At 67.5% G+C, this 15,373-nt stretch carries 14 protein-coding genes; 9 read left to right on the plus strand and 5 right to left on the minus strand.

What is annotated here, in order from left to right:
• Positions 1-15 precede the first annotated feature (15 nt).
• Together OVA31_RS20250 and OVA31_RS20255 are read left to right on the plus strand one after the other, a co-directional pair.
• On the plus strand, positions 16-1,161 hold the full coding sequence (locus tag OVA31_RS20250; protein WP_420714224.1) for an MFS transporter: 1,146 nt from the start codon (positions 16-18) through the stop codon (positions 1,159-1,161).
• A gap of 4 nt (positions 1,162-1,165) precedes the next feature.
• Positions 1,166-2,191 (plus strand): tetratricopeptide repeat protein, encoded by a 1,026-nt coding sequence (locus OVA31_RS20255; protein WP_420714092.1) that lies wholly within the window; start codon positions 1,166-1,168, stop codon positions 2,189-2,191.
• Positions 2,192-2,323: 132 nt separating this feature from the next.
• Here OVA31_RS20255 and glgB read toward each other — a convergent pair whose 3' ends face one another.
• From glgB to OVA31_RS20280, 5 genes are all read right to left on the minus strand, one after another.
• Positions 2,324-4,534: a 1,4-alpha-glucan branching protein GlgB gene (glgB, locus tag OVA31_RS20260; protein WP_267628379.1), complete on the minus strand. Its 2,211-nt coding sequence runs from the start codon at positions 4,532-4,534 to the stop codon at positions 2,324-2,326.
• A 7-nt stretch (positions 4,535-4,541) separates the two neighbouring features.
• The gene (locus tag OVA31_RS20265) at positions 4,542-6,542 is read right to left on the minus strand and encodes a maltotransferase domain-containing protein (protein ID WP_267628380.1); all 2,001 of its coding nucleotides are present in this window, start codon (positions 6,540-6,542) and stop codon (positions 4,542-4,544) included.
• 76 nt (positions 6,543-6,618) lie between these two features.
• Positions 6,619-8,697, minus strand: coding sequence for an ATP-dependent DNA helicase (locus tag OVA31_RS20270; protein ID WP_267628381.1), 2,079 nt, complete (start codon positions 8,695-8,697; stop codon positions 6,619-6,621).
• 55 nt (positions 8,698-8,752) lie between these two features.
• Positions 8,753-9,352, minus strand: a complete 600-nt coding sequence (locus OVA31_RS20275) for an isochorismatase family protein (protein ID WP_267628382.1) — start codon at positions 9,350-9,352, stop codon at positions 8,753-8,755.
• A gap of 8 nt (positions 9,353-9,360) precedes the next feature.
• Positions 9,361-10,665 (minus strand): nicotinate phosphoribosyltransferase, encoded by a 1,305-nt coding sequence (locus tag OVA31_RS20280; RefSeq protein ID WP_267628383.1) that lies wholly within the window; start codon positions 10,663-10,665, stop codon positions 9,361-9,363.
• 260 nt (positions 10,666-10,925) lie between these two features.
• Between OVA31_RS20280 and clpS the strand changes: the two genes are divergently transcribed.
• The 7 genes from clpS (at position 10,926) to OVA31_RS20315 (ending at position 15,348) form a co-directional block, all read left to right on the plus strand.
• The gene (gene clpS, locus OVA31_RS20285) at positions 10,926-11,147 is read left to right on the plus strand and encodes an ATP-dependent Clp protease adapter ClpS (protein ID WP_267631624.1); all 222 of its coding nucleotides are present in this window, start codon (positions 10,926-10,928) and stop codon (positions 11,145-11,147) included.
• 18 nt (positions 11,148-11,165) lie between these two features.
• Complete coding sequence (locus tag OVA31_RS20290) at positions 11,166-11,741, plus strand: DUF2017 domain-containing protein (RefSeq protein WP_267628384.1); 576 nt, start codon at positions 11,166-11,168, stop codon at positions 11,739-11,741.
• Positions 11,738-12,829, plus strand: coding sequence for a P1 family peptidase (locus OVA31_RS20295; RefSeq protein WP_267628385.1), 1,092 nt, complete (start codon positions 11,738-11,740; stop codon positions 12,827-12,829). Before OVA31_RS20290 ends, OVA31_RS20295 begins: the two co-directional genes overlap by 4 nt.
• A 131-nt stretch (positions 12,830-12,960) precedes the next feature.
• Positions 12,961-13,368 carry a M67 family metallopeptidase gene (locus OVA31_RS20300; RefSeq protein ID WP_267628386.1) on the plus strand — a complete coding sequence of 136 codons (408 nt, stop codon included), beginning with the start codon at positions 12,961-12,963 and terminating at the stop codon, positions 13,366-13,368.
• Between the two features lie 3 nt (positions 13,369-13,371).
• The gene (locus OVA31_RS20305) at positions 13,372-13,644 is read left to right on the plus strand and encodes a MoaD/ThiS family protein (RefSeq protein ID WP_164306567.1); all 273 of its coding nucleotides are present in this window, start codon (positions 13,372-13,374) and stop codon (positions 13,642-13,644) included.
• A gap of 6 nt (positions 13,645-13,650) precedes the next feature.
• A complete protein-coding gene (locus OVA31_RS20310; protein WP_267628387.1) occupies positions 13,651-14,622 on the plus strand; it encodes a PLP-dependent cysteine synthase family protein in 972 nt (323 codons plus the stop codon).
• Between the two features lie 96 nt (positions 14,623-14,718).
• Positions 14,719-15,348: a rhomboid family intramembrane serine protease gene (locus OVA31_RS20315; RefSeq protein ID WP_164306569.1), complete on the plus strand. Its 630-nt coding sequence runs from the start codon at positions 14,719-14,721 to the stop codon at positions 15,346-15,348.
• Positions 15,349-15,373: the final 25 nt, after the last annotated feature.

Consider the following 15,373-nt stretch of genomic DNA (forward strand, 5'->3'; position numbering starts at 1 on the left):
GGTTTTCTCGCCGCGATGTGGGTGGCCCACATCCCGGTGATCACCGAACGCACCGGCGTCTCGCACGATCAACTCGGCGGCCTGCTCTTGCTCCTGGGGGCATCGGCGTTCGTCGGGATGCAGGTCTGCGGACCAATGATCGACAGATGGGGTTCGCGTCCGAGCACCGCCGTGGCGGCCGCTGTGCTGTCGGTCGTCATCCTCGCACCGGTGAGTGCTGTCAACGGCGCAACGCTGGCCGCGGCACTCGCCGGATTCGGATTCGCCAACGGTGCTCTCGACGTCTCGATGAATGCCCAGGCGGTCCAGGTCGAGCGCCGGTACGGCCGTCCGATCATGTCGTCGTTCCACGGCTTCTTCTCTGTCGGGAGCCTGATCGGTTCCGGTGTCGTCGCGGCGACCCTGTGGCTCGACGCAGGGGTCCTCGCCACCGTCGCCGCCGCGGGCGTGGTCGGCCTGGTGGTCGTCGCGTGTGCGGCCCCCGGACTGCTGCCGCGGGAACACCACGAGCCGGAACCTGTGCGGCACGCCGCAGAATCGGACGACGCTGATCGACGGCGGTGGTGGACCGGCGTCGACCTGCGACGGCTGGCGTTGCTGGCTGCGGTGGCGTTCGCACTGATGCTCGCCGAGGGCACCGCATACGACTGGAGTGCGCTGCACGTCGTCGAGACGTTCGGTACCCGCGAATCGATCGGTGCCATCGCCTTCGGCGCGTTCAGTGCGGCGATGACGGTGGCCCGATTCGGTGTCGACGCGGTCGCGGCGCGGGTCGGCCCGGTTGCGGTGATCCGCTGGGGTGCCCTGATCGGGATGACCGGCATGCTGCTCGCGGTCCTCGCGCCGTCGGCGGGCTGGGCGATCGCAGGGTGGACCGTCTTCGGCGTCGGCCTCGCCGGATTGATCCCGCAGATCTTCACCGCCGCCGGAAACCTCACGACGGCTTCGAGCGGACGGGCGATCTCCATGGTCGTCGGCTGCGGCTATCTGGGCATGCTGGCGGGACCGGCGGTCGTCGGGTTCATCAGCAGCCGGAGCAGTCTGTCCGTCGGATTGATCATCGCGATCGCAGCTCTCGTCTTCGCCGCCGCGGCGGCCGGGGTGGTACGCGCGCCGGCGGGTGACGGCGGAGGTCGGCGGTCGGGCGGCATGACACACTAGAGGGGTGAGCAGACCAACGAATCGGCAGCAGGCGGCCGCTGCGGCCGCACGGCAACAAGCTGCCGCGGTAGCGATGTCGGGTGCGGTCGACCTGTCGGCCCTCAAGGAACGCGCCGACGCGCAGCGGCAGCAGTCGGGACGGCCCTCACCGGCCTCCCGAACACCGGAAGCCCCGCAGGACGGACCGGGCGGCAACGCTCCGGACGGTAGCTCTCCGGACGGCGGCGGTCCCGACCTCTCCGGCGGCGCAGTCATCGACGTCACCGACGAGAACTTCGAGACCGAGGTACTCGGTCGGTCGCAGCACCAGCTGGTTCTCGTCGATCTGTGGGCCGAGTGGTGCGGGCCCTGCAAGCAGCTCTCGCCGGTGCTCGAGTCGCTGGCGGCGCGCGCACAGGGTTCCTGGGTACTCGCCAAGATCGACGTCGACGCAAACCCGCGCATCGCCCAGGCATTCCGGGTCCAATCGATCCCGATGGTCGTGGCGATCGCCCAGGGGCAGCCGGTGGCCGCGTTCAACGGAGTGCGATCCGAGGCAGAGATCTCGCAGTGGGTGGGGGAGATCCTCGATCAGCTCGGCGACGCACTGCCGGGCGGTGAGGCCGGTGAGGTCGAGCCGGAGCCCGACGACCCACGCATGGTGGCGGCGGAGGACAAATTGAACGCCGGTGATTTCGAGGGTGCCCTCGCTGATTATCGGGCGATCACCGAGGCCGAACCCGACAACATCGAGGCGGCGTCGGCTGCCCGGAACCTCGAGTTCGTGCTCCGCGCACAGGCCCACGATCCGACGATCGTCGACACGGCGGCACCGGCCGACGTCGATGCCCAGCTGGCCGCCGCCGATGTGTTGCTGCTCGCGCAGCGGCCCGAGGATGCCTTCGACCGGATCGTCGGTGTCATCCGGGTGACGTCGGGTGATGAGCGCACGCGAGCACGGACCCGTCTTCTCGAATTGTTCGAGCTCTTCGATCCCGCGGAACCGTTCGTGGTGGCCGCGCGCCGCAAGCTGGCCAGCGCACTCTTCTGATCGTCCGTCGAGCGGGCACAGATTTTCGTCGAGTGGGCACCGCGCAGCGTGTGTTGAGCACGCTCGCCGGGCATCTGCGCCCGATCGGCACGTTTCTGCGCCCGATCGGCGCGATTCTGTGCCCGCTCGGCGTCAGCTCGACGACGTGGCGGGAGCGAGGAAGACGGCGGAGTTGGCCGGGAGCATCACGGTCGCAGAGCTCTCGCGGCCGTGCCAGCCGGGCCCGTCGGCGACGACCTGCCCGAGATTGCCCTTGCCCCCGCCGCTGTAGGCCGCCGAGTCGGTGTTGAGGACCTCGTCCCAGGTCCCTTGCCGGGGCAGACCGACGCGGTAGCTCTCGCGATCGGAGCCGGAGAAGTTGAACAGGCAGGCCATGACCGAGCCGTCGGCGCCGTGGCGCAGGAAGCTGATGACATTGTTCGCGGTGTCGTTGGCATCGATCCACGAGTACCCGTCCGGAGTGGCATCCTGGCTGTAGAGCGCCGGGGTCTCCCGATAGACGCGATTGAGATCGGACACCAATGCCGATATCCCGGAGTGCAATTCACCTTCCCAGCCCTGGAGCTGGTGCCAGTCCAGACTTCGGTTGTCGGCCCACTCGCCGGTCTGCCCGAACTCCTGACCCATGAACAGCAGCTGCTTGCCGGGATGGGACCACATGTAGGCGAGCAGCACGCGGACTCCGCACGCCTTGGTGAATGAGTCGCCGGGCATCCGGCTCCACAACGTGCCCTTCCCGTGGACGACCTCGTCGTGCGAGATCGGCAGCACGAAGTTCTCACTCCACGCATACATCAACGAGAAGGTGATCTCGTGATGGTGGAAACTGCGGTGGATCTGATCGCGGGACAGGTAGCCGAGCGTGTCGTGCATCCAGCCCATGTTCCATTTGAAGGTGAATCCGAGACCGCCGAGCGTGGTCATCTGGGTCACGCCAGGCCAGGCCGTGGACTCCTCGGCGATGGTGACCACGCCGGGGAAGTGTTTGTGCACAGTCGCGTTCGTCTCCTGGAGGAACTGCACGGCCTCGAGGTTCTCGCGGCCGCCGTAGACGTTCGGGCGCCATTGCCCGGCGGGACGCGAGTAGTCCAGGTACAGCATGGAGGCGACCGCGTCGACGCGAAGTCCGTCGATGTGGAACTCCGCGAACCAGTACAGCGCGTTGGCCACCAGAAAGTTACGGACCTCGCGGCGCCCGAAGTCGAAGACCAGAGTGCCCCAGTCCAATTGCTCGCCGCGCATCGGATCGGCGTGCTCGTAGAGGGCAGTGCCGTCGAAGCGGGCCAGGGCCCAGTCGTCTTTGGGGAAGTGGGCGGGGACCCAGTCGACGATGACGCCGATGCCCAACGAGTGCAGATGGTCGACGAGGTATCGGAAGTCGTCGGGCGAACCGAAACGCGCGGTGGGTGCGTAATACGACGTGACCTGATACCCCCAGGACCCGCCGAACGGATGCTCGGCAACCGGGAGGAACTCGACGTGGGTGAACCCCTTCTCGACGAGGTAGTCGCCGAGCTCGGAGGCGAGTTCCCGATAGGAGAGATCGACTCGCCACGAGGCGATGTGTACCTCGTAGACGCTCATCGGCTCGTCGATGGGTGACCCTTGCGCACGACGGGCGATCCAGTCGCCGTCGGTCCACGAGTAGGTGGACTCGCTGACCACCGACACCGTCGACGGCGCCGTATGTGTCCGCCGGGCCATCGGGTCGGCCTTGTCACGGACCACGCCGTCCGCACCGTGGACCCGGAACTTGTACCGTTCGCCATCCGAGACGTCGGGGACGAACACCTCCCAGATCCCGCTGCTGCCGATTTGTCGCATCGGAGTCTGGCGCCCGGTCCAGTTGTCGAAGTCGCCGATGACGGCCACGCCATGGGCGTTAGGGGCCCACACCGAGAACGCCGTCCCGCGGACCTCGCCGTCCGGTGTCGTGTACGAGACCACCCGGGCGCCGAGCACGTCCCACAGGGATTCGTGCCGGCCCTCGGAGAAGAGGTGGACGTCGACCTCACCGAGACTGGGCAGGAAGCGATATCCATCGGCCACCAGATGCTCGTCGCCACCCGGGTACGAGACTCGATAGCGATAATCGATCAGTCCCGTGATCGGCACCGCGACGACCCAGAGGTCGTCACTCTGGCGCTGCATCGGGTGATCGGCCTGGCCGATCACCGCGACGACGGCGGTGGCGTCCGGTCTCAGGGTGCGCAGGATGGTCCAGCCGTCATCGGTCTCGTGCGCGCCGAGGAACGAGTGCGGGTCCGGATGCGTCAGGCTGAACAGCCTGCGCAGATCATGGTCGGAGGCATAGGGTTCGGGGCTCTTGGTCGTCTTGGTCACGGCAACCTCACTGCATCCGGTAGGCGAGTCGTCGGGCGGCGGACGGGTCGAGCGGGGGTAACGCGAGGATGTGCGCCACCGCCCGCCACGGCTCGAGCTGGATGTAATTGGCCTGTCCCCAATGGAATTCGTGGCCGGACACCTCGTCGCGGACGGTGAAACGGTCTTGCCAGTCGTATCCGAGAGCGGGGAGGTCGAGCCACAGCGTGGAGGTCTCGGTGCCGAACGGATTGAGGTTGATGACGACGATCACGCGGTCGCCGGACACGGGATCGAACTTCGAATAGGCGATCAGCGCGGGATTGTCGAGATGGTGGAAGGTGATGTTGCGCAACTGCTGCAGGGCCGGATGGCGCCGACGGATCTCGTTCAGCGTGGTGATCCAGGGTTCGAGTGATTCGCCCCGGCTGGAGGCGGCCTTGTAGTCGCGCGGCCTCAACTCGTACTTCTCCGAGTGGAGGTACTCCTCGCTGCCGTCGGTCACCGCGATGTGTTCGTAGAGTTCGTATCCGCTGTACACACCCCACGTCGGAGCCAGCGTGGCGGCCAGCGCGGCGCGCAGGGCGAACATCCCGGGGCCGCCGTGCTGCAGGCTCGCGTGCAGGATGTCGGGGGTGTTGACGAACAGGTTCGGGCGGGCCTCGTCGGCGTGGGCGGCGATCTCGCGGCCGAACTCCTCGAGTTCCCACTTCGCCGTCTTCCAGGTGAAGTACGTGTAGGACTGGGTGAACCCGATGCGGGCGAGGCCGTACAGCCGGGCCGGGCGGGTGAACGCCTCTGCCAGGAACAGGACGTCGGGGTCGCGCTTCTTCACCTCGTTGATCAGCCACTCCCAGAAGTTCGGTGGCTTGGTGTGCGGGTTGTCGACCCGAAAGATCTTGACGCCCAGTCCGACCCACTTCAAGGTCATCTTGAGGACCGCGCGATAGAGGCCGTTGCGGTCGTTGTCGAAGTTCAGAGGATAGATGTCCTGGTACTTCTTCGGCGGATTCTCCGCGTAGGCGATGGTGCCGTCGGGCAGGGTGGTGAACCACTCGGGGTGTTCGGCGGCCCATGGATGGTCCGGGGCGCATTGCAGAGCGAAATCGATGGCGACCTCGAGATCGAGTTCGCGGGCACGCGCCAGGAAGTAGGCGAAATCCTCCTCGGTGCCGAGCGCAGGATTGATCGCGTCGTGCCCACCCTCGACGGAGCCGATCGCCCACGGTGAGCCCACGTCATCGGGTCCCGCCACCAATGTGTTGTTGCGGCCCTTGCGATTGACCTTGCCGACCGGGTGGATCGGCGGGAGGTACACGACATCGAAACCCATCCCGGCGATCCGGGGCAGGTCGTCGACGGCCGTCAGAAAGGTGCCGTGGACGGGATTGCCGTCGCTGTCCCATCCGCCGGTGGAGCGGGGGAAGAACTCGTACCACGAGCCGAAGAGCGCGCGGCGACGATCGACCCAGACACGGTAGGACCGCGACTTGGTGACCAGTTCGCGGATCGGGTGCTCGGTGAGGAGTTCGGCGACCTCGTCGGAGATGGCGAGGATCACCCTGTTCTCGATGCGCCGTCGCCTCGCTTGCAGGAGCCGGATGGCGTCGTCGAGGGTGTCGTGGGCCTCGACCGGGACCACGTCGTGTGCCCGGGTGAGCAACTGCACGCCGCTCTCGAGATCATTCGCCAGATCGGCAGCGCCCTGGCCTGCGTCGATCTTCTTGATGATGGCCGACCGCCACGTGGTGTACGGGTCGCTCCAGGCCTCGATGCGAAACACCCAGTACCCGACGGCGTCGGGGACGAACGCGGCGTTGAACACGTCGGGTTCGCCTGCCGGTTGCATCCGGATGTCGAGGCCGGTCCGCTGCGGGCCGTCCACCCGCAACGTCACGCCGAGCGCGTCGTGTCCTTCGCGCCATGCGGTGGTGCTGACCGGGATGAGCTCACCGACAACGGCTTTCGCCGGCAGCTGCCCAGCAGACACCAGGGGTTGGATATCGTCGATCCCCATCCGCCCGATCACCAGCGGCCTCCTCTCGTCAGACCCCGCGATCTCTGGCGCACGCTCGGGTGCGGCGACGCCGGCATCGCTGCCGTTCTCAACCGTAGGGGATCGTGGCCAGTCTGCCCAACGCAGAACGCACCAGATCACCATCGGTCGTACGCCAGAACGGCGGCAACGACGCAAGCAGATACCCACCGTATCCGGCCGTCGCCAAACGGGAGTCCAGAACGGCGACGACACCGCGATCATCCGTGGAGCGCAGCAGTCGTCCCGCACCCTGGGCGAGCAGCAGAGCGGCGTGATTGGCCGCAACCGTGAGGAATCCGTTGCCTCCCCGGGCCTCCACGGCGCGTTGGCGTGCGGTGAGCAGCGGATCGTCGGGCCGGGGGAACGGGACGCGGTCGATGACCACCAGGCTGCACGACGGCCCGGGGACGTCGACACCCTGCCACAGCGACAGGGTCCCGAACAGGCACGTCTCGGGATCGTCGGCGAATCTGCGGACCAAGGCGGATGTGGTGTCCTCGCCCTGACAGAGCACCGGGTGATGGGTGCGTCCCCGGATGGCTTCCGCGGCCTCCCGGGCCGCGCGCATCGAGGAGAACAGCCCGAGGGTGCGTCCACCTGCCGCGTCGACGAGACCGGCGAGCTCGTCGAGCGTCACATCGGCGATCGCATCCCGGCCCGGTCGCGGCAGATGACGCGCGACGTAGAGAATGGCCGCTTTCCGGTAATCGAACGGTGAGCCCGCGTCGAGGCCGGTCCAGCGTGGCGGTGCGTCGTCGGCGGGTGCGGTCTTGCCGATCGCCATGGCGTCGATGTCGCCGGTCGGCACCTCGGTCGACGGGTCGGCGCCGTCGGTGTCACGGCGGCCGGCAGCGGGCAGACCCCAGGTCGCGGCGAGCGCATCGAAGTTGCCACCGACGGTCAGCGTCGCAGAAGTCAGGATGACCGTCGCCTTGGCGAACAGCGACGCCCGCAGCAGACCACCGACCGACAGTGGTGCGATACGGAGCACCGCACGGGTGTCCTGTCCGACCTTGTCGTGTGCCACCCACACCACGTCGCGCCGCTTCGCCTCGTCGGGCGAGTCGAACGCGCCGAGGAGACGTACCACGCTGTCGTGGGTGTCCTCGAGTGATGTGAGCGCGGCCGAGCGGGCGGCGGCCGAATCGTCGCTCGCGCCGGGCATCCGGACCGGTCCGATGGCATTGCGGGCCTGCCACAGACGATCACGCAACATGGCAAGGGCCTCGGCCATGCCCGATGGCAACCGGATCCACTCGCGGGCAGGCGACTCGGCGAGCAGGCCGTCGAGGTTCTCGCCTGCACCCAGCAATGCATCGGTGGTCTCGTCGTCGATGAGCTTGCCGCACCGTCGGGCGACCAGGGTGATCCCGGCGCCGGAGATCTCGGCGGTGGACACCGAGGTGATGCGGTCGACGAGCTCGTGTGCCTCGTCGATCACCACCACGTCGTGTTCGGGCAGAATGCTGGCCGGGCTCATCGCGTCGATGGCGAGCAGTGCGTGATTGGTGACGATGACGTCGACCTGACCGGCCGCGCGGCGGGATCGTTCTGCGAAACAGTCGTCGGCGTAGCTGCAGTTGGCGGCGCCGAGACATTCGCGCGCCGTCACACTCACCTGGCGCCACGAGCGATCGGACACACCGGGGGAGAGGTCGTCGCGGTCGCCCGTCTCGGTGTCCGACGTCCACTCGCGGAGCCGGGTGACCTCCCGGCCGGTGCGCGACAGTTCGAACGCGTCGAAGAGTTCGGTGGCCGGTTCCTCTGCGGTCCCGCTGTGGATCTTGTTGAGGCACAGATAGTTTCCTCGACCCTTGAGGATCGCGAAGGTCGGCTCCCGGTGCAGGGATCCGGTGAGTGCCGGTGCCAGGCGCGGCAGGTCCCGTTCGATGAGCTGGCGTTGCAGTGCGATCGTCGCGGTCGACACCACCACCGTGCGACCGGACTCGACGGCGTGTCGGATCGCCGGGACGAGATAGGCGAGCGACTTGCCCGTACCGGTGCCCGCCTGGACCGCCAGATGTTCCCCGGTGTCGATGGCGTGGGCGACTGCCGAGGCCATCCGGACCTGTCCGTCACGGCGGCTGCCGCCGAGGGCGGTGACCGCAGTGTCGAGCAGAGCGGTGACCGATGGAATGGAGCTCATTTGGTCGGTGCCATTGCGTCCGACGCCGTGTGGTGCGGAGTCATGAGGGACGGTGTCATTCGATGTGCGCGGAACCGTCGTACAGCAGATCGCCCGTGAGATCGATTCCCGCCGAACGCATCTCGGACAGCGCTTTCGACGCCGTGGTGGCGGCGACGGCGGCGGTGAAGTTCAACAGGACGCGCGTCTCGAACCCTTCTCTCACGGCATCGAGCGCCGTCGCACGTACGCAGTGATCGGTGGCGATCCCGACGATGTCGACGTGTGTGATCCCGTGATCGCGCAGCCAATCCGCCAGGGCGGTGCCGTCATCGGCGGACCCCTCGAATCCGGAGTACGCGGCGCTGTAGTGCCCCTTCGAGAAGACCTCCTGGGCGACCGATGCGTCGAAGGAGGGGTGGAACCAGACGCCGTCCGTGCCGACGCGGCAGTGCGGCGGCCACGAGTCGACGTAGTCGGGATCGTCGGAGAAATGATCGCCGGGGTCGATGTGATAGTCGCGTGTCGCGACGACGGTGCGGTAGTCGTGCACGATGGTTCCGAGTGCTGCGGCCACCGCGGCACCACCGTTGACGCCGAGCGCGCCACCCTCGCAGAAGTCGTTCTGCACGTCGACCACGATCAGCGCATGGTCCTTGGGTTCGTGATCGGACATCGCGACTCCTAATCGAGCAGGTAACGGGTGGGCACCGCCGGGTCGCCGTGCGACAGGCCGAGGCCCTCCCACGGGAGACTCACCAGTGCGTCGCCGAGATGGGTGCGGCCGTCGCCGAGTGCGGGTAGACCATCCAACCGATCGCCTCCCCGCACCAGCGGGATCTGCAGTGGCCGAACGGACAGGCCGTCGGTCGGCGGCGGATCGTCGGTCGCGCGATACACGATCTCCTCCACGATGGTGCCGCTGGGACGAGCCGCTCGCATCGCGGATTTGGCCCCGCCCTTGGACTCCTTGTGGCTCGAACGCTTGGCGACCGGAATCCCGTCGACCTCGACCAGCTTGTAGATCATGCCTGCGGTGGGGGCCCCGCTGCCGGTGACCAGCGAGGTGCCGACGCCGTAGGTGTCCACCGGCTCGGCGCGCAGCGACGCGATGGCGTACTCGTCGAGATCGCCCGACACGACGATCTTGGTGTCGGTCGCACCGAGGTCGTCGAGCTGTTCGCGGACCTGGCGGGCGAGAACACCGAGGTCGCCGGAGTCGATCCGGACGCCGCCGAGTTCGGGGCCTGCGACCTCGATCGCATTCCGGACGCCCTGGGTGATGTCGTAGGTGTCGACCAAGAGGGTGGTGCCGGTCCCGAGGACCGCGATCTGGGCAGCGAACGCGGCCTTCTCGTCGGGGCCGTCCGGTCCGGCGAAGCCGAGGGTGAAGGCATGTGCGGCGGTGCCGGCACTCGGCACCCCGTAGGTGCGGGCCGCCTCGAGATTGGAGGTCGCGGCGACACCGGCCAGATAGGCGGCGCGGGCGCTCGACACCGCGGCCCGCTCGTGCGTGCGGCGGGAACCCATCTCGATGATCGGGCGTGATGCGGCGGCGCTGACCATCCGGGCCGCCGCGGACGCGATCGCACTGTCATGGTTGAGGATCGAGAGGACCAGCGTCTCGAGCAGGACGCCCTCGGCGAAGCTCGCGCGGACGGTCAGGATCGGGGATCCCGGGAAATAGAGTTCGCCTTCGCGGTAGCCGTCGATGTCCCCGGAGAACCGGTAATCGCGTAGCCAGTCGACGGTGTCGGCGTCGAGGAACCGGCTCACCACCGCGAGCTCCTCGTCGCCGAAGCGGAATCCGGCGAGCTCGTCCATGAGCCGTCCCGTGCCTGCCACCACGCCGTAGCGGCGACCGTCGGGCAGCCGCCTGGCGAACACCTCGAACACGCACGGACGGTGCGCGACAGGGTGGTGCAACGCGGCCGAGACCATGGTCAGTTCGTACTGATCGGTCAGCAGCGCGGTGTTGTCGATGGTCACAATCGCTTACCCTTGGTCCTATGGCGCCTGACGAAACTCGTGCGCACGAGGCTACCCCGGGCGGGCGAAGCGACGGGAGAAGGCTCGGCGAGCGTAGCGACGGGAAATTCCTCGGCGAGCGTAGCGACGGGAAATTCCTCGGCGAGCGTAGCGACGGGAGATTCCTCGGCGAGCGTGGCGACGGGGAATCCACGCCCGGCGGTACCGCGGTTGCCGATCCCGGCGTCGCCGACGGCGCGACCGCCCTCGACCGGCCCTGGGTGACGATCGTCTGGGACGATCCGGTCAACCTCATGAGGTATGTCACCTTTGTGTTCCAGAAGATCTTCGGCTACTCCGAGTCCCGGGCCAACCAGCTCATGATGCAGGTCCACAACGAGGGCAAGGCCGTGGTGTCGGCCGGTGCGCGCGACAAGGTGGAGTCCGACGTCCGGAAGCTGCATGCGGCGGGCCTGTGGGCCACCATGCAGCGGGATGCCTGAACGGGGACCTGGCAACACGTGCGTACCTGGAAGCGCAAGGGCCGTGGCCCCTCGATGCGTATCTGCTCCAACCTCGACGTGCACGAGGTCGAACTGCTGGTGTCGATGGTGACCTCGCTGAGGGAGTTGCTCTCCGAACGCGAGTCCACCGCGCCTCGCGACGAGCTCTCCGATCTCACCGGTATCCGTACCGGACACTCCGCAGCACCCGGCGATGCCACCCTCGGCCGTCTGCTGCCCGACTTCCACCGGCCCGATCAAGATCGGGAACTCACCGCCGACGTCGTCAACGGGGACGTCAACAGTGCCCTCCGCAGCGTTCACGAGCCCCACATCATCGACGCGAAGATGGCGGCCGCACAGGTGGTGCTCGACACGCTGCCGAACGGCGGCGGCGACCTGGCCCTCACCGAGGATCAGGCGATGGAATGGCTGACTGCGCTCAACGACGTCCGGCTCGCGCTCGGTGCGATGCTCGGCATCTCCGAGGACACCCCGGACCAGCTGCCCCCGGACCATCCACATGCTGCGCATCTCGACGTCTACCACTGGCTCACGGTGATGCAGGAACTCCTCGTGGAATCGTTGCCGTGATCGCCCCGTCGGGTGACCGGATCACCGACGTCGCAGGCATCGAGGTGGGCCATCACCACCGGATCGATCCGGATGCGGTGCTCGCCGACCCCGACGCCGCCCGCGAGGGCAGCGGCTGGGCGACGGGCGTCACGGTCATCCGGATCTCCGGCCCGAACGCGATATGTGCGGTGGACGTGCGCGGCGGTGGACCGGGTACTCGGGAGACCGATCTGCTCGATCCCGTCAACACCGTTCAGACCGCACACGCCATCGTGCTCACCGGTGGCAGCGCGTACGGACTGGCGGCTGCCGACGGGGTGATGTCGGGTCTGGAGTCCGCGGGGGTCGGCCTGCGGATGGACGACCTCGGTCACGTGGTGCCGATTGTGCCGGGCGCGGTGATCTTCGACCTCCCGGTGGGCGCGTGGGAGAACCGACCGGACGCCGCGTTCGGTCGGGCTGCGTTGTCGTCGGCGACGACCGATCTCGAGGTGGGCAGCGTCGGTGCGGGGGCCGGGGCGCGGGCCGGGGCCCTCAAGGGCGGTGTGGGGACTGCGGCGATCCTGATCGAGAACGGGCCGGCCGCCGGGGTGACGGTCGGTGCTCTCATGGTGGTCAACCCGGTCGGTTCGGTGATCGACGAGAAAACCGGATTACCTTGGTCAGCAACAGATTCCGATCTCCAGCGGTTCGGTCTACGGCGACCGTCGGAGCGTCATGTCGCCGACCATGCCGACCTGGTCGCCAAGCAGACGGTGCTCAACACGACCATCGGGCTGGTGGCCACCGACGCGGTCCTTGATCCGGCGTCGACCCGGCGGGTCGCGATGGCCGGTCACGACGGCATCGCACGATCGATTGTGCCTGCACATTCACCGCTGGACGGGGACACCGTCTTCGCGGTGTCGACGGGCGCAGTCCTTCCCGATCAGCCGGACGTTCCGGTGGGCATGAACCCTGGTGTGGCGTTGCTCGCGGAGGTCTGCCGGGCTGCGGCGGACGTGGTGGCGCGGGCGATCGTCGGTGCGGTGCTGGCCGCGACCCCGGTGGCGGGGCTACCGACCTACCGCGAGGTGCTGCCATCCGCTTTTCGAGTGACCGACTGAGACCGATGCCGCCCCTCGACACCGATATTTGCGTTGGGCCGCGCGGTTCGTGTGATCTGGGTCAGGTGCGGGCCCGGAATAGCGACAGCCGGGCCGACGTTGTCGCCGAGCGTGATGAGAGGTGGGACGAAGTGCTGACGATCGGTCAGGGATTGGTCGATGCGATGGTGGCGCACGCTCGCGCCGATCACCCGGACGAGGCGTGCGGGATCATCGCCGGGCCCGAGGGGTCCGATCGCCCCGAGCGGTTCGTGGCGATGGTCAACGCCGAGCGCTCGCCGACCTTTTACCGTTTCGATTCGGGTGAGCAGCTGAAGGTGTGGCGGGAGATGGATCGCCTCGACGAGGAGCCGGTGGTGATCTATCACTCGCACACCGCGACCGAGGCCTACCCGAGCCGCACCGACATCTCGTATGCAAGCGAACCGAACGCCCATTACGTGCTGGTGTCCACCCGGGACGCCGACAACGCAGAGATCCGCAGCTATCGCATCGTCGATGGTGTGGTGACCGAAGAGCAGATAGAGATCAGGAGCTGACCCATGGCGGTAACCGTGTCCATCCCGACCATCCTGCGTACACACACGGGTGGTGAGAAGCGGGTCGAGGCGTCGGGGGCGACCCTCTCCGAGGTCATCGACAATCTGGAGTCGGCCAACCCCGGGATCAAGGAACGACTCGTCGCCGACGGCAAGTTGCACCGCTTCGTCAACATCTATGTCAACGACGAGGACGTGCGGTTCTCCGGCGGCCTCGACACGACGATCGGCGACGGCGACGATGTGACGATCCTGCCCGCCGTCGCGGGCGGATAGGTCTCGGTGGCTCGCTACACGTCGCTCATCGACTCGGTGGGGCACACGCCCCTGATCGGGCTGCAGCGACTGTCGCCACGCTGGGACGAGACGGCCGACGGTCCGCATGTGCGTTTGTGGGCCAAACTCGAGGACCGTAATCCGACCGGTTCCATCAAGGACCGTCCCGCGTTGCGGATGATCGAGCAGGCCGAGCGTGACGGGTTGTTGGCGCCCGGATCGATCATCCTCGAACCGACCAGCGGCAACACCGGGATCAGCTTGGCGATGGCTGCCAAGCTGAAGGGTTATCAGCTGATCTGCGTCATGCCCGAGAACACCTCGGAGGAACGCCGGTCGCTGTTGAAGATGTTTGGCGCGCAGGTCATCTCGTCGCCTGCGGCCGGTGGCTCCAATACCGCGGTCGCGATGGCGAAAGATCTCGCAGCCGAGCATCCCGACTGGGTGATGCTCTACCAGTACGGCAATGAGGCCAACATGCTCGCCCACTACGAGGGAACCGGGCCAGAGCTGTTCGCGGACTTGCCGGAGATCACCCACTTCGTGGCGGGGCTCGGCACCACGGGCACCCTCATGGGTGTCGGTCGCTACCTGCGTGAGCAGAACCCCGAGATCGAGATCGTCGCCGCCGAGCCGCGTTACGGCGACGAGGTCTACGGCCTGCGTAACATCGACGAGGGCTTTGTGCCCGAGCTCTATGACGACTCGGTGCTCACCCGGCGGTTCTCCGTCCAGGGCGTCGACGCCGTGGCCCGGGTACGCGAGCTCATCGACGCCGAGGGGATCTTCGCCGGTATCTCCACCGGAGCGATCCTGCAGGCCGCACGCGGAGTCGGCCGGGGTGCGATGAAGAACGGCCAACGCGCCGACATCGGCCTGGTCATCCCCGATGCGGGGTGGAAGTATCTGAGCACCGGAGCCTACGAAGGTAGCCTGGAGCAGGCAGAGCAGGCGCTTGAAGGCCAGCTCTGGGCATGACCCCGCAGGTCTGGAGACCACTGGCCTCACTGCTGGTCGAGTAGTCGGCGAGCGGAGCGAGCCGACGTATCGAGACCACCACCGACGAGGACGCAGATGACAGCCAATCCGGCACCCGCACGGCCCACACCGCGCCCCCTCTGGCAGCGTTCGGCGCTGATCATGGCCGCGATCGCCGTGCTGTTGTTCGTGATCGAGGCGATCGACGCGGCGACCGATTACCGGCTCGACGACGCGGGTATCGTGCCACGTCAGGTCGACGGCCTCGACGGCATCCTCTGGGCGCCGTTTCTGCACGTCGACTGGGCGCATCTCATCGGGAATCTCATCCCCGGGCTCATCCTCGGATTCCTCCTGTTGCTGACGAGGCGCTTCGTCCTCGTCACGCTGATCGTCTGGGTGGTGTCCGGGGTGGGCGTGTGGCTGTTCGGACCGGCGTACACGCCGACGGTTGGCGCATCCGGGATCATCTTCGGCTGGCTGACGTACCTGCTCATCCGTGGACTGTTCAACAGGGACCTGTGGCAGATACTCGCCGGAGCCGTCCTGTTCCTGGTCTACGGGTCGATCCTGTGGGGCGTGCTGCCGGGTAATCCGGGCGTCTCCTGGCAGGGGCACCTGTTCGGTGCGCTCGGAGGGGTGCTCGCGGCCTGGTTCCTGGCCGACCGGGACCGCCGTCGCAAGGTCAAGGCCGGCACGCCCCAGTTCCCGGGGGTGTCGTCATAGCGGCGAACAACAACGGCGACAGTCG

It is taken from the genome of Gordonia sp. SL306 (genome assembly GCF_026625785.1).
GTDB lineage: Bacteria > Actinomycetota > Actinomycetes > Mycobacteriales > Mycobacteriaceae > Gordonia.

Coding starts and splice junctions, on each gene's coding strand:
- OVA31_RS20275 (WP_267628382.1), bottom strand. CDS start 9,352: ATGTCCGATCACGAACCCAAGGACCATGCGCTGATCGTGGTCGACGTG.
- OVA31_RS20315 (WP_164306569.1), top strand. CDS start 14,719: ATGACAGCCAATCCGGCACCCGCACGGCCCACACCGCGCCCCCTCTGG.
- OVA31_RS20305 (WP_164306567.1), top strand. CDS start 13,372: ATGGCGGTAACCGTGTCCATCCCGACCATCCTGCGTACACACACGGGT.
- OVA31_RS20270 (WP_267628381.1), bottom strand. CDS start 8,697: ATGAGCTCCATTCCATCGGTCACCGCTCTGCTCGACACTGCGGTCACC.
- OVA31_RS20250 (WP_420714224.1), top strand. CDS start 16: ATGTGGGTGGCCCACATCCCGGTGATCACCGAACGCACCGGCGTCTCG.